Genomic DNA, 13,677 nt, shown 5'->3' with positions numbered 1-13,677 from the left:
ACCGGGAATACTTTCCGAGTCTAGTCTTAGTTCAGCGCGTCTTTCAGCGCCTTGCCCGGACGGAACTTCGGAATCTTGGCTGCCTTGATTTTAATCGCGTCGCCGGTGCGGGGATTCCGGCCGGTGCGGGCGGCCCGTTTGCCTACTGCGAAAGTGCCGAAACCGACGAGCGAAACAGAGCCGCCCTTTTTGAGCGTGGTACGAATGGCGCCGATGGTGGATTCGAGCGCGCGGGTGGCAGCTGCTTTGGAAATATCGGCGTTCTTTGCGATGTGCTCAATCAGTTCGGTCTTGTTCACAAGGGCCCCTTGTAGAGAAAAAGTTGGTCGGCTTTCGTCAGCTGCGACCTGGCCGCGGGTGGGTGCGACTCAAGAGCTTGGCAGGCCTGACGCCTCGGCAGCGCACTGCCAGCGAGGATTACAACCACTGCCCTGCAGGGTGTCAATAAGACACGAAGCCATGCAGAACAGCGGAGCGCGCGATTTTAGGGGCGTTTCGTCGCGCACTTTCCGGGACGATTCGTGAAGTACTTTTCAAAGCGCTTCGGCGATCGCCTTTCCGAGGTCGCTGGTGCTGGCGGTGCCGCCGATATCCGGGGTGCGCGGTGCTCCGCTTTGGGGCGCGAGCACCTTTTCGATGGTCGAGAGGATCGCATCGTGCGCCTCCTTGTGGCCGAGGAACTCCAGCATCATCGCGCCGCACCAGATCTGTCCGATCGGGTTCGCGATGCCCTTGCCAGCGATGTCCGGCGCCGAGCCGTGCACCGGTTCGAACAGCGAGGGCGTGGTGCGCTCGGGGTTCAAGTTGGCGCTCGGCGCGATGCCGATGGTGCCGGTGCAGGCCGGCCCGAGGTCCGACAGGATGTCGCCGAAGAGATTGCTCGCCACCACCACGTCGAAGAAATCGGGGCGCTGCACAAAGTGCGCGGTGAGGATGTCGATGTGGAACTTGTCGAGCTTCACGCCGGCGTAGTTCTTCGCCATCTCGGCCACGCGCTCGTCCCAGTAGGGCATGGTGATCGAGATGCCGTTCGACTTGGTGGCGCTCGTCAGGTGCTTCTTCGGCCGCGATTGCGCGAGCTCGAACGCGAACTTGAGCACGCGGTCCACGCCGATGCGGGACATCACGGTTTCCTGCACCACGATCTCGCGCGGCGTGCCTTCGTACATGCGCCCGCCGATGCTGGAGTACTCGCCCTCGGTGTTCTCGCGCACGATGTACATGTCGATCTCGCCGGGCTGGCGCAGCGTGCCGTCGCGGCGCACCACGGGCGCGACGATGCCGGGCATGAGGCGCGCGGGACGCAGGTTGATGTACTGGTCGAACTCGCGGCGGAACAGCAGCAGCGAGCCCCAGAGCGACACGTGGTCGGGAATCTTCTCGGGCCAGCCGACCGCGCCGAAGAAGATCGCATCGTGGCCGCCGATCTGGTCCTTCCAGTTGTCGGGCAGCATCTTGCCGTGCTTCTCGCAGTAGTCCCAGCTGGAGAAATCGAAGTGGTCGAACTTCAGGTCGATGCCGAACTTGCGCGCCGCCGCATCGACCACGCGCAGGCCCTCGGGCATGGTCTCCTTGCCGATGCCGTCGCCGGCGATGACTGCGATTCTGTGGGTGCTCATGGGGTGGCTCCTGCGGGTTGGAGAGATGAAAAGAATGCGAGCGCCTCGGCGAGCAATTCGCCAGGGGCTTCTTCGGGAACATAGTGGCCGCACGGCAGCGCGCGGCCCGAAACATCGCCGGCGCACGCGCGCCACAGCGCGAGCACGTCGAAGCACTTGCCCACCGCGCCATGCTCGCCCCAGAGCACGCGCAGCGGCTGCGCGAGCTTGCGGCCGGCGGCGATGTCCGCGCGGTCGTGCACGAGGTCGATGGTGGCGGAGGCGCGGTAGTCCTCGCAGATGGATTCGGCCGTGCCGGGAATGACCGCGCAGCGCTCGTACTCGGCCAGCACTTCGGGCGCGAAAGGCGCGAGACCCGCGTGCCGCCCACCCATCACGCTGCGCACGTAGCGCACCGGATCGGAGGCAATCAGCGCTTCGGGCAACGGCGGCAGCTGGATCAGAAAGAACCAGTGCCAGTAGGCTTTTGCGAAAGCCTCGGAGGTGTTCTCGTACATCGCGAGCGTCGGCGCGATGTCGAGCAGCAGCATGCGCTCGACCGCCGCTGCATGGTCTGCCGAGAGCCGATGCGCCACGCGTGCGCCGCGGTCGTGCGCCAGCACGCCGAAGCGCTCGAAGCCGTGGTGCCGCATGGCGGCGAGCGCATCGAGCGCCATCTCGCGCTTGCTGTAGGCCGCGTGCTCGGCATCGGCCGCCGGCCGGCCCGAGTCGCCGTAGCCGCGCAGGTCTACTGCAACCACGGTGAACTGCTCGGCCAGCTGCGGTGCCACGCGATGCCAGATCGCATGCGTCTGCGGATGGCCGTGCAGCAACAGCAGCGGCGCGCCCGTGCCGCCGATGCGGCCATGGATGCGCACGCCGTCGCGCTCGATGTCGAAGGTGGGGAATGAGAGGAAGGAGGCAGTCACGGAACGATTGTGCGTTGCGCCCTCGCGATCATCAAGCAACAATCAGCCAATTCATACTTTCCGGATTGGCATGAATCCATCCTCGCTGGAACGCAGCGATCTCGAACTGGTGCTGGCGATTCGCGACCAGGGCAGCCTTGCCGGCGCGGCGGCCACGCTCGACGTCGTGCCCTCTGTCATCACCAAGCGGCTCGGTGCGCTCGAGGGTCGGCTTGGTCAACGTCTGTTCGACCGCACCACGCGCCGGCTCAGCGTCACCGCCGAGGGCGAGGCCGTGTGCCTGCACGCACGCACATTGCTCGAAGGTTTCGCAGCGCTCGAAAGCGAACTCGGCGAACGGCAGAATGAGCTGGTCGGCACGATCCGCCTCGCCGCCACCTTCGGTTTCGGAAGGCGCTGGCTCGGGCCGACGCTGGCCGCCTTTCAGGCACGGCACCCTGCCCTTCAAATCGAACTGCTGCTGACCGAACAACTCCCCGATCTCGGGGCCGAGGGTTACGACGGTGCGCTCTGGCTGTGGGCCGTGCAGCAGCATCGCGCGGCCGACTGGGTCACGCGCCGCATCGCGCGCAACCAGCGCGTGCTGGCGGCCGCGCCGTCGTACATCGCGCAGCACGGCATACCAGCGACGGTCGATGCGTTGACCTCGCATGCCTGCCTGGTCGCACGCGAGAACGGCGAGGTCAACCAGCGCCAGTTCGCACTCTGGACGCTGCGACATGCACGCGACGGCAGCACCGCGCGCGTTCGCGTGCAGGGGCCGCTCGCGAGCAATTCGGGAGAGATGGTGCGCGACTGGTGCATGGCGGGCCACGGCATCATGCTGCGCAGCCTCTGGGACATCGCGCCGCAACTGGCCAGCGGCGAACTGGTGCGGGTGCTGCCGCAGTACACGATGCCCGATGCCGACATCCACTGGGTCGCGCCCTGGCGGCCGAAGACGCCGCGCCGCGTGCGCCTCTTGCTCGATCACCTGGCGGAGCAATTCCGCGGTGAGCCGTGGAAGCCGGGAAAAACAGGGAAGACGGGCGAGCGCTGAGATTCAGCGCTCGCTGCGCACCACCAGGCTCACGCCGACCGCGGTGAGCCCGATGCCCAGCAGCGTCACCAGCGTGATCGGCTCCGCGAACAGCAGCCACGCCATCACTGCCGTGCATGGCGGCACCAGATAAAGCAGGCTCGTGACCGCGGTGGCCGTGCCGCGCTGGATCAGCATGTAGAGCAGCGAGCTGCCGCCCAGCGACAGCGCCAGCACCGACCAGGCCATCGCGCCGGCAGAGTGCGCGGTCCATTCGATGCCCTGCGTTTCCATCGCGGCGAAAGGCAAAGTCACGAGCAGCGCCGCCGCCATCTGCACCGCGCTCGCGCTGCGCACGTCGCATGGCGCGACGAAGCGCTTCTGGTACAGCGTACCTGCCGTGATCGAAAGCAACGCGAAGACGGCGAGCCCCAACGTCAACGCATTGACCTCGGCGCCCTGACCGAACTTGCGCGAAACCACGAGCACCAGCCCCGCAAATCCGAGAACGAGCCCGGCCCATTGCCGCTTCGAAATGCGTCCGCCATTGAACGACAGCCAGATCGCGGTGAGCACCGGCTGGATGCCGACCAGCAGCGCCACCAGTCCCGCGCCCATGCCGGCATGCACCGCGGCCCAGACGCCGCCCAGATAACCCGCCTGCATCAACACGCCCGTGACTGCGAGGTGGCCCCATTGCGAACGCTCCTTCGGCCACGCGACCTTCGCGAGCACGACCCACATGCCGAAGCAGATGAGCGACAGCGCATAGCGCACAGCGAGAAATTTGAGCGGCGGCGCATAGGGCATGCCATAGCGCGCAACGATGAAACCCGTGCTCCAGATCAGCACGAAGACCGCCGGCATGGCCCGCAGCCACCCCGAGCCACCCGGGCCGGGTACGGCGGCCGCCGCCGTCATTTGGAGTGGGCCCGGATCTCCGGAATGGCCTTCTGCAGGTAATAGACCATCGACCAGACGGTGAGCACCGCCGAGATCCAGATCAGCCACTGGCCCCAGAGGCCGGTGTCGATCACCTTGAACAGCTGCCCGTCATAGAGCAGGAAGGGAATCGCGACCATCTGCACGGTCGTCTTGACCTTGCCGATCATGTGGACCGCCACGCTCTTGCCGGCGCCGATCCGCGCCATCCATTCGCGCAGCGCCGAGATGGCGATCTCGCGGCCGATGATGATGAGCGCCACGAACACATCGGCGCGCTGCAGGTGCACCAGCACCAGCAGCGCGGCGCATACAAGGAACTTGTCGGCGACGGGATCGAGGAAGGCGCCGAAGGCCGAGGTCTGGTTAAGCTTGCGTGCCAGGTAGCCGTCGAGCCAGTCGGTGGCGGCGAAGACGATGAACATGACCGTGGCGATCAGGTTGCGCATCGGCTCGGCCATCGGCAGGTAGAACACACCGACGATCAAAGGGATCGCGACGATGCGCGTCCAGGTCATGATGGTCGGTAGGGTCCAGAACATGCGGGCGATTGTGTCACGGCGGGATGACCCCGCAGCTTGGCTCGTCTCTCAGTGCAGGGCCTTGTAGATCTCCTCGGCGAGTTCGGCGGCGATGCCCTCGACCGAGGCGATGTCTTCCATGCTCGCCGCGGCCACGCCGCGGATGCCGCCGAAGCGCTGCAGCAGCCGTGCCCGGCGCTTCGGGCCGATGCCCGGAATATCTTCCAGCTGGCTGCCGCCCACGCGCACCTTCGCGCGCTTGGCCCGCATGCCGGTGATGGCGAAGCGGTGCGCCTCGTCGCGGATCTGCGCGACCAGCATCAGCGCCGCCGAGTCCTTGCCCAGGTAGACCTTCTCGCGGCCGTCGGCGAACACGAGCTCTTCGAGGCCGACCTTGCGGCCCTCGCCTTTCTCGACGCCGACGATCAGCGAAAGCGGCAAGCCCAGTTCGCTGAATACCTCGCGCGCCATCGACACCTGGCCCTTGCCGCCATCGACCAGCACCAGCTCGGGCATGCGCGCGGTCCGCGTCTTGGGCAGTGCTTCGGTGCTCTCGATCCCCTCGACGCCTTCGCTCTCGGCGTCGCCGGGCGGCAGCGCCTCGGTCTCGGCCGCCATTGCCTCGGCCAGCTTGCCGTAACGGCGGTGCAACACCTGGCGCATCGCGGCGTAGTCGTCACCGGGCGTGATGCCTTCGATGTTGTAGCGGCGGTATTCCTTGTTCTGCATCGTGTGGTGCTCGAACACCACGCACGAGGCCTGCGTGGCTTCGCCCGCGGTGTGCGAGATGTCGAAGCATTCGACGCGGAAGTTGTCCAGGTCGTCGCACGCGAGCTCGAGCGCCTCGACCAGCGCACGGGTGCGCGCCTGCTGCGAGCCTTCTTCGGCCAAGAGGCGAGCCAGTTGCAGGCCGGCATTCGTCTCGGCCATCTCGAGCCAGTGGCGGCGCTGCTCGCGCGGCTGGAACACGGCCGTCACACGCCCGCCGGCCTGCAGCGAGATCGCCTCGATCAGCTCGCGGCTCACGAGGTGGCTCAGCACCAGCGTGGCCGGCACCGGCACGTCGATGTAGTGCTGGGCGATGAAGGCCTCGAGCACCTGCACTTCGATGGGGTCGGCCGCGACCGCTTCCACGCCCTCTTCCGCGTCCACGTCCATCTCGCCGTGGTGGATCTGCGCCGCGTCTTCCACATGCACCGGAAAGTAGGGCCGGTCGCCCAGGTGCCGCCCACCGCGCACCATCGCGAGGTTCACGCAGGCCTTGCCGCCCTGCACCTTGACCGCGAGGATGTCCACGTCCTTGTCCGACGCAATTTCGATCGACTGCTGGTGCAGCACCCGCGAGATCGCCGACATCTGGTTGCGCAGCTCGGCCGCCTGCTCGAACTCGAGCTTCTCGGCGTGCGTGGTCATGCGCTGTTCGAGCCTGGAGAGCACGAGCTGCGTGTCGCCCATCAGGAAGGCTTCGGCGCTGGCCACGTCCTGCGCATAGGCCTCGGGCGTGATGTAGTCCACGCAGGGGCCGGTGCAGCGCTTGATTTGGTACAGGAGGCAGGGCCGCGTGCGGTTGGCATACACGGTGTCCTCGCAGGTGCGCAGCTTGAACACCTTCTGCAGCAGCTGGATCGATTCCTTCACCGCCCACGCGCTCGGGTACGGCCCGAAGTAGCGGTGCTTCTTGTCGACCGAGCCGCGGTAATAGGCGAGCCGCGGAAATGCGTGCGACGCGATCTTCAGGTAGGGGTAGCTCTTGTCGTCGCGAAACAGGATGTTGTAGCGCGGCTTGAGCGTCTTGATGAGGTTGTTCTCGAGCAGCAGCGCCTCGGCCTCGGAGCGCACCACGGTGGTTTCCATGCGCACGATCTTCGAGATCATGTGGCCGATGCGGGTGCCGCCGTGGCTCTTCTGGAAGTAGTTGGCGACCCGCTTCTTGAGGTTGCGCGCCTTGCCCACATAGAGCACCGCGCCGGCTGCGTCGAAGTATCGGTACACGCCCGGCAGTTGCGGCAGCGCCGCGACCTCGCTGAGCAGTTGATCGGAATGCACGTCTGACATGGCGGCTATTGTGGCTTCACGCGGAACCCGCGTCGCAGGCCTGCGCGCAAACCCCGAGGTGGCTGGAATGAAATGTGCTGATGATGAAGACGGGCGCGAGGAGCGCCCGTGTCATTTCATCAAAACCATTCGGGAAGAATTCCATGACGAATAAGATCCGGGCGCGCGCCTGGTGGGTACTTTCACCCCTGGCGCTTGCATTGACCGTGGCCGGCTGCGGCGGCGGTGGTGGCGGACAGAACAACGACGCTGCGCTCGTCGCGGCGATCGTCGCCATCAACGCGGCCAACGACGCTGCGGCTGCGGCCGAAGCCGCCAAGGGCTGTCTGATCGGCGACAGCGGAACGCCTGTCGTGGTGGGTTCCGGCGATCCAGGCGACCCCGCCGCACCCGAGCCCGCCTCGGGCTACGTGCTCGGCCACAAGCTGGTCTATGCGAAGAACTACATGGTGGTGGCCAACCATCCGCTGGCCACGCGCGCGGGCTGCGACGTGCTCAAGGCCGGCGGCAGCGCGGTCGACGCGGCGGTGGCGGTGCAGGCCGTGCTCGGCCTCGTCGAGCCGCAATCCAGCGGCCTGGGCGGCGGTGCGTTCATGCTTCACTACGACGCGGCGACCAAGAAGGTGCAGGCCTACGACGGGCGCGAGATGGCGCCGGCCGCGGCCACGGAAAACTACCTGCGCTACGCCGTGCAGACCGACTCCGCCAGCGGGCTGCCCAAGCCCAGCGCCCGCGCCAGCGGCCGCTCGATCGGCACACCGGGCGCGGTGCGCATGCTCGACATCGCCTACAAGGACCACGGCAAGCTGCCCTGGAAGGACCTCTTCGGCTACGGCATCACGCTGGCATCGGACGGCTTCTCGATCGGTGGCCGCATGGCCGCCGCGATCGCCTCCTCCGAAGCCAGCCTGAAGCGCGACGCCGAGGCGACGGCCTACTTCTTCAACGCTGACGGCACGCCCAAGGCGCTGGGCACAAAGCTCAAGAATCCGGCCTATGCCAAGACGCTGACCACCCTCGCGACCGAAGGCGCCAACGCCTTCTACACCGGCCCGATCGCGCAGGCCATCGTCGACAAGGTCGGCATCACGACCACGGCGAGCGACAGCTCGGCCATCACGCCCGGCGTGACGACCATGGCCGACATGGCCAACTACGTGGCCAAGCGCCGCGACCCGGTCTGCGGCACCTACCGCGACTACTACGTGTGCAGCATGTCGCCACCCTCCTCGGGCGGCATCGCGGTGGTGCAGGCGCTGGGCATCCTGGAGACCTTCAACATGAGCCTCTACAAGCCCACCGCCATCGACATCGAGGGCGGCAAGCCGACGGTGATGGGCGTGCACCTGGTGAGCGAGGCCGAGCGCCTGGCCTACGCCGACCGCGACAAGTACGTGGCCGACACCGACTTCATCCCGCTGCCGGGTGGCTCGCCCGACACGATGCTCAATAAGCCGTACCTGCAGCAACGCGCCAGCCTGATCAGCCTGTCCAAGAGCATGGGTACGGCAACGGCGGGCAATCTGGGCAGCGTGCCGCTGGGCATCGACAAGACCGAGGAGCACGGCACCACGCACTTCACAGTGGTCGACAAAGAGGGCAACGTCGTGACGATGACGACCACGGTCGAGAGCACGCTCGGCTCGTTCCACATGACGCAGGGCTTCATGCTGAACAACCAGCTGACCGACTTCGCCGCGAACCCGAACGACACCGTGGACCCGAGCATCAAGGTCGCCAACCGCGTCGCCCCGGGCAAGCGCCCGCGCAGCACGATGGCACCCACGATGGTGTTCAGGAAGAACGGCGACGGCAGCATGGGCGAGTTCGTGATGGGCACGGGCTCGCCGGGCGGCGGCACGATCATCCAGTACGTGGTGAAGACCGTGGTCGGCGCGCTCGACTGGGGCCTCGATGCGCAGCAGGCCACCTCGCTGGTGGACTTCGGCGCCACCAACAGCCCGAACACCAACGTGGGCGGCGAGCACCCGGCCATCGACACCTCGAACACGGGCAACAACGATCCGCTGATCACCGGCCTGCGCGCACTCGGCCACACGGTCAACTTCGGGCCGCAGTCCAGCGGCATCAGCACCATCATTCGCACGACCGTCGGCGGCAAATCGGTGCTCACCGGCGGTGCGGACCCGCGGCGCGAAGGCATCGTGCTGGGCGATACCTTCACGCCCTGAGCGGCAAAGAGGCACAGGGGCAGGCGCAACGCCTGCCCTCTGCTCTGTCTGATTACTTCGCGACTTCCGATACCAACCGGTACAGGAACTCGCGCCCGTCGTACAGCCGCTGGATCTCGATGCGTTCGTCCAGCCCGTGCGCGCGCGCATCGGCCGGCTCCAGGAACATGCCGGTCACGCCGTACATCGGGATGCCGGCGTTGCGCAGGAACCGGCTGTCGGTGGCACCAGTGCTCATCGCGGGCACCACGGGCACGCCGGGCCACATCTGCTGCGTGAGCGATTCCACCGTCTTCACCAAGTCGCCGTTCAGCGGCGAGGCCGGGCTGCGCAGCGGCTTGCCCATGTTGCGCACCACGATCTTGTCGTTGCCCACGGCCTGGGTCAGCAGGCGTTCGACTTCCTCGGGGTCGTCGTGCGGCAGGATGCGGCAGTTGACCGTCGCCTTGGCCGATTGCGGCAGCGCGTTCTCGGCGTGGCCGGCCTGCACCATCGTCGCCACGCAGGTGGTGCGCAGCTGCGCGTTGTAGGCCGGGTTGGCCGTCATGCGTTCGAGCACGCCAGCATCGGGATTGCCGCTGCCGATGGCGCGCATGTCGTCGGCGAGCTGGCCGGTGGCGAACGGGGCGCTGCGCGCGAAGTAGGTCTTGGTGACGTCCGCGAGCTTGATCGGAAAGGCGTAGTTGCCCAGCCGCTCCAACCCCGCGGAGAGCGCGTAGATCGGATTGTTCTTGGTCGGCACCGAGCTGTGGCCGCCCACGTCGCGCGCCTCCAGCATGTAGGTGGTGTACATCTTCTCGGCCACCTGCAGGCGGTGCAGGTTGGGTTTGCCGCCGCGCAGCTCGCCGCCGCCGCCCTCGTTGATACCGAACTCGGCCTGCAGCAGCTCGGGCTTGTTGCTGATGAGCCAGAAGGCGCCGTTGCTGAGCGCATCGCCGCGCTCTTCGTCGGCGGTGAGCGCCAGGATGATGTCGCGGCTGGGCTTGAAGCCCTCCTGCTTGAGTTGCCCCAGCACCGACACCAGCGCCGAGGCCATGGCCTTGTCGTCGATGGAGCCGCGTGCGGTGAAGTAGCCGCCGGTTTCCTGCAGCTTGAACGGATCGGTCTTCCAGTCTTCGCGCCGGGCCTCGACCACGTCGATATGCGCCAGGAGCAGCAGCGGCTTCTTGCTGCCGTTGCCCTTGAAGCGCAGCACCAGGTTGCCCTTCTTCGGGAAGGGTTCGAAGATCTGGATGTCGCCGGGCGCGAAGCCCGACTCGACCAGGCGCTTTTCCATGGCGCGCGCCGCCAGCGTGTTGTCGCCCACCGAATGGGTGGTGTTGATCTCGATCAGCTCTTTGTAGATGTCGTGAAAGCGCTGTTGCTGGGGCGTGAGCGACACCGGCGCGGTGCTCGTCTGGGCCGACGCACCGGTCATGCCGGCGATGCCGCAGAGGGCCAGCGACAGGGCGAGCACGGTCCTGGTGGAACGAAGGGAAAACTGCGAACGGGTCTGCATCCTCATGGTCTTTCTCTCTCCGGTGGTTGTTGTGGCGGCCAGCATAGCAAGCCAGGCCCCAAACAGCCTCCCGAGACAGGCACACTCGCGACCATGGGCACGCGCATGCAATGGGACATCTTCTGCAAGGTCATCGACAACCACGGCGACCTGGGCGTGTGCTGGCGGCTGGCCTCTCAACTGGCCGCGCTCGGCGAACGCGTGCGGCTGTGGATCGACGATGCGACGGCGCTGAACTGGATGGCGCCTGCGGGTTGCGACGGCGTGAAGGTGATCGACTGGAGCGACCCCGTCGCAATAGTGCAAACGGCCGTGGCCGGGCCAGCGCCGGACGTGCTGATCGAGGCCTTCGGTTGCGAGCTCGCGCCCGAACTGATCGCGCGATTCGCCGGGGCATCGGACGCCGACGGGCCCCGGTCGTGGATCAACCTCGAATACCTGTCGGCCGAGCCGTACGTCGAGCGCCTGCACGGCTTGCCCTCGCCGGTGTTCAAGGGGCCGGGCGCCGGGTTGACCAAGCGCTTTTTCTATCCGGGCTTCACGCCCGCGACCGGAGGGCTGCTGCGCGAGCCCGGTCTCGCGGAACGCCGGGCCGGTTTCGAGCGCGACCTATGGCTGGCGGCACAGCAGGTTCCCTGGAAAGAGAACGAGCGCCTCGTCTCCCTGTTCTGCTACGAGCCGCCCGCACTGGCGTCGCTGCTCGACCAGCTGGCAGAGGGACCGGAGCCGACCCGGCTGCTGGTGACGGCAGGCCGCGCCGCCAACGCCGTGAAGGCCCACTTTTCGAACATTTCACCGGAGAACGGCATGCCCCATGGGCACGGCGCGCTATCGATTTCATACCTCCCCTATCTGACACAACCAGATTTCGACCATCTGCTCTGGGCCTGCGACCTGAACTTCGTGCGGGGCGAGGATTCGCTCGTGCGCGCGCTCTGGGCCGGCGCGCCGCTGGTCTGGCAGATCTATCCACAGGACGACGACGCCCACCACGCCAAGCTGAACGCCTGGCTCGACTGGCTCGGCGCCCCGCCCTCGCTGAGGCGTTTTCACCACGTCTGGAACGGATTCGACGACGGCCCCCTGCCGCCCCTGGAAACGCAGGGTCCGTGGCGCGAAACGGCTCGGGCGGCGCGCGACAGGCTGTACGCACAGGACGATCTGGTCACCCAACTGCGGCATCTGATCGTCCAAAAAAGCTAAAATAGCGGGCTTTGCGGATTTCGGCCCGGGTCGTCAGGACCCGAGATGCTCTCCGCCAAACCTGCCGCGGGACCTGTACCGCGGGGCCAGACACACCCGGCAAGAACGTTTCGAACGTCGCCAAGCGTCGCAGAAGGCCCCGTGCACCGAGCGGCCAACATCCAGAGAACCTGTTATGAAAATCGCTCAAGAAATCCGCGCCGGCAACGTCATCATGCACGGCAAGGACCCGATGGTCGTCCTCAAGACCGAATACAGCCGCGGCGGCCGCAACTCCGCCACCGTGCGCATGAAGCTCAAGAGCCTGATCGCCAACTTCAACACCGAAGTGGTCTTCAAGGCCGACGACAAGATCGACCAGATCGTGCTCGAGAAGAAGGACTGCACCTATTCCTACTTCGCCGACCCGATGTACGTCTGCATGGACACCGAGTACAACCAGTACGAAGTCGAAGCCGAGAACATGGGCGACGCCCTGAGCTACCTCGAAGACGGCATGGCTGTCGAAGTGGTGTTCTACGACGGCAAGGCCATCTCGGTCGAACTGCCCACCAGCGTCGAGCGCGAAATCACCTGGACCGAGCCGGCCGTCAAGGGCGACACTTCGGGCAAGGTCATGAAGCCCGCCAAGATCGCCACCGGTTTCGAAATCGGCGTGCCGCTTTTCGTGGCGCAAGGCGACAAGATCGAAATCGACACCCGCACCGGCGAATACCGCAAGCGCGTCTGAGCGTTCCCGGCTTTTCGGCCGGTCACCTCCTCTCTGAAAAAAGGCTCCGGAAGGAGCCTTTTTCGTTGATTGGGCACGGCGGTTGCAACGCTGCACAATCCCTAAGGTCCTTCTGTCCGAGTCCTTCATGAACAACACGCACGATCTTCACGACAAACGCCTCGCCGACGCCTGGGCCACGCTCCAGGCCCATTCCGAAAAAGGTCTCCCGCTCGATCCCGATCCCTCGCGCATCGCCTTCGCCGACCCCGAGTTCCTGCTGCGCCGCGAGACGCGCGGCATCCGCATGCAGCTGGAGCTGATGAAGCCCGACGTCGAGCAGCGCGCCCATGGCATCGAGAACACCGTGGTGGTCTTCGGCAGCGCCCGCTTTCGCAGCGAGGAAGATGCCGCCGCGCTGATCGCCCAGGCCGATGCCGCCGGCGATGCGGTGGCCGCCGAGCGCTGGCGCCGCCTCGCGCGCAACTCGCACTACTACGAGAAGGCGCGCACCTTCGGCAAGCTGGTCGCGCAGTACAGCAACGGCAAGGAGCCGCAGGACAAGCTCTTCGTCTGCACCGGCGGCGGCCCCGGCATCATGCAGGCCGCCAACCGCGGTGCGCATGAAGGCGGCGGCATCTCGGTCGGCCTCGCGATCGCGCTGCCGATGGAGGAAGAAGCCAACCCCTATGTCACGCCGGCGCTGAGCTTCAAGTTCCACTACTTCGCGATCCGCAAGATGCATTTCATGATGCGTGCGAAGGCGCTGGTGGCGTTCCCGGGCGGCTTCGGCACGCTCGACGAACTGTTCGAGGTGATCACCCTGGTGCAGACCAAGAAGTCGAAGCCGGTGCCGATCGTGCTGTTCGGCTCGGATTACTGGAAGCGGATGATCGACTTCGACTTCCTGGTCGACGAGGGCGTGATCTCGCCCGGCGACGTGAAGCTTTTTGAGTATGTGGACGCGCCCGAAGACGCGTGGGACTACATCAAGCGCTTCTACAAGCTCTGA

At 66.2% G+C, this 13,677-nt stretch carries 13 protein-coding genes; 5 read left to right on the top strand and 8 right to left on the bottom strand.

The genetic code is table 11. The annotated features are described in order from the left end of the window. Positions 1 to 26: 26 nt before the first annotated feature. The 3 genes from NU688_RS02000 to NU688_RS01990 all read right to left on the bottom strand — a co-directional run bounded on the left by NU688_RS02000 (position 27) and on the right by NU688_RS01990 (position 2,527). A complete protein-coding gene (locus NU688_RS02000; protein WP_007830705.1) occupies positions 27 to 299 on the bottom strand; it encodes an HU family DNA-binding protein in 273 nt (90 codons plus the stop codon). A 234-nt stretch (positions 300 to 533) separates the two neighbouring features. Beyond that, positions 534 to 1,619, bottom strand: a complete 1,086-nt coding sequence (locus NU688_RS01995) for a tartrate dehydrogenase (protein ID WP_257858897.1) — start codon at positions 1,617 to 1,619, stop codon at positions 534 to 536. Further along, the gene (locus NU688_RS01990; protein ID WP_257858896.1) at positions 1,616 to 2,527 is read right to left on the bottom strand and encodes an alpha/beta fold hydrolase; all 912 of its coding nucleotides are present in this window, start codon (positions 2,525 to 2,527) and stop codon (positions 1,616 to 1,618) included. The genes NU688_RS01995 and NU688_RS01990 overlap by 4 nt, the downstream gene beginning before the upstream one ends. Positions 2,528 to 2,597: 70 nt before the next feature. On the opposite strand from NU688_RS01990, the gene NU688_RS01985 reads away from it, so the two are divergent. Further along, a complete protein-coding gene (locus NU688_RS01985; RefSeq protein ID WP_257858895.1) occupies positions 2,598 to 3,566 on the top strand; it encodes a LysR substrate-binding domain-containing protein in 969 nt (322 codons plus the stop codon). A 3-nt stretch (positions 3,567 to 3,569) separates the two neighbouring features. On the opposite strand, the gene NU688_RS01980 is transcribed toward NU688_RS01985, so the two are convergent. The 4 genes from NU688_RS01980 to NU688_RS01965 are packed head-to-tail and all read right to left on the bottom strand — an operon-like array spanning position 3,570 to position 7,208. Then, on the bottom strand, positions 3,570 to 4,466 hold the full coding sequence (locus NU688_RS01980; RefSeq protein ID WP_257858894.1) for a DMT family transporter: 897 nt from the start codon (positions 4,464 to 4,466) through the stop codon (positions 3,570 to 3,572). Next, positions 4,463 to 5,029, bottom strand: a complete 567-nt coding sequence (pgsA, locus tag NU688_RS01975) for a CDP-diacylglycerol--glycerol-3-phosphate 3-phosphatidyltransferase (RefSeq protein ID WP_176658491.1) — start codon at positions 5,027 to 5,029, stop codon at positions 4,463 to 4,465. Before pgsA ends, NU688_RS01980 begins: the two co-directional genes overlap by 4 nt. Positions 5,030 to 5,077: 48 nt before the next feature. Further along, the gene (uvrC, locus tag NU688_RS01970; protein WP_257858893.1) at positions 5,078 to 7,063 is read right to left on the bottom strand and encodes an excinuclease ABC subunit UvrC; all 1,986 of its coding nucleotides are present in this window, start codon (positions 7,061 to 7,063) and stop codon (positions 5,078 to 5,080) included. A 16-nt stretch (positions 7,064 to 7,079) separates the two neighbouring features. Continuing rightward, the gene (locus tag NU688_RS01965) at positions 7,080 to 7,208 is read right to left on the bottom strand and encodes a hypothetical protein (protein ID WP_257858892.1); all 129 of its coding nucleotides are present in this window, start codon (positions 7,206 to 7,208) and stop codon (positions 7,080 to 7,082) included. Between NU688_RS01965 and ggt the strand changes: the two genes are divergently transcribed. After that, positions 7,207 to 9,255, top strand: a complete 2,049-nt coding sequence (ggt, locus tag NU688_RS01960; RefSeq protein WP_257858891.1) for a gamma-glutamyltransferase — start codon at positions 7,207 to 7,209, stop codon at positions 9,253 to 9,255. The two genes, NU688_RS01965 and ggt, sit on opposite strands and share 2 nt — an antisense overlap. A gap of 52 nt (positions 9,256 to 9,307) precedes the next feature. On the opposite strand, the gene NU688_RS01955 is transcribed toward ggt, so the two are convergent. Further along, positions 9,308 to 10,759, bottom strand: a complete 1,452-nt coding sequence (locus NU688_RS01955) for a M20/M25/M40 family metallo-hydrolase (protein ID WP_257858890.1) — start codon at positions 10,757 to 10,759, stop codon at positions 9,308 to 9,310. Between the two features lie 87 nt (positions 10,760 to 10,846). Between NU688_RS01955 and earP the strand changes: the two genes are divergently transcribed. The 3 genes from earP to NU688_RS01940 all read left to right on the top strand — a co-directional run bounded on the left by earP (position 10,847) and on the right by NU688_RS01940 (position 13,677). Further along, a complete protein-coding gene (gene earP, locus NU688_RS01950; RefSeq protein WP_257858889.1) occupies positions 10,847 to 11,956 on the top strand; it encodes an elongation factor P maturation arginine rhamnosyltransferase EarP in 1,110 nt (369 codons plus the stop codon). A gap of 175 nt (positions 11,957 to 12,131) precedes the next feature. Then, positions 12,132 to 12,686, top strand: a complete 555-nt coding sequence (efp, locus tag NU688_RS01945; RefSeq protein ID WP_257858888.1) for an elongation factor P — start codon at positions 12,132 to 12,134, stop codon at positions 12,684 to 12,686. A gap of 127 nt (positions 12,687 to 12,813) precedes the next feature. Continuing rightward, the gene (locus NU688_RS01940) at positions 12,814 to 13,677 is read left to right on the top strand and encodes a TIGR00730 family Rossman fold protein (protein WP_257858887.1); all 864 of its coding nucleotides are present in this window, start codon (positions 12,814 to 12,816) and stop codon (positions 13,675 to 13,677) included.

This window comes from Variovorax sp. ZS18.2.2 (genome assembly GCF_024701975.1).
Classification (GTDB): Bacteria; Pseudomonadota; Gammaproteobacteria; order Burkholderiales; family Burkholderiaceae_C; genus Variovorax.
The sequence above is the reverse complement of the archived record's forward strand: the minus strand, read 5'-3'. Positions and strand labels throughout refer to the sequence as shown.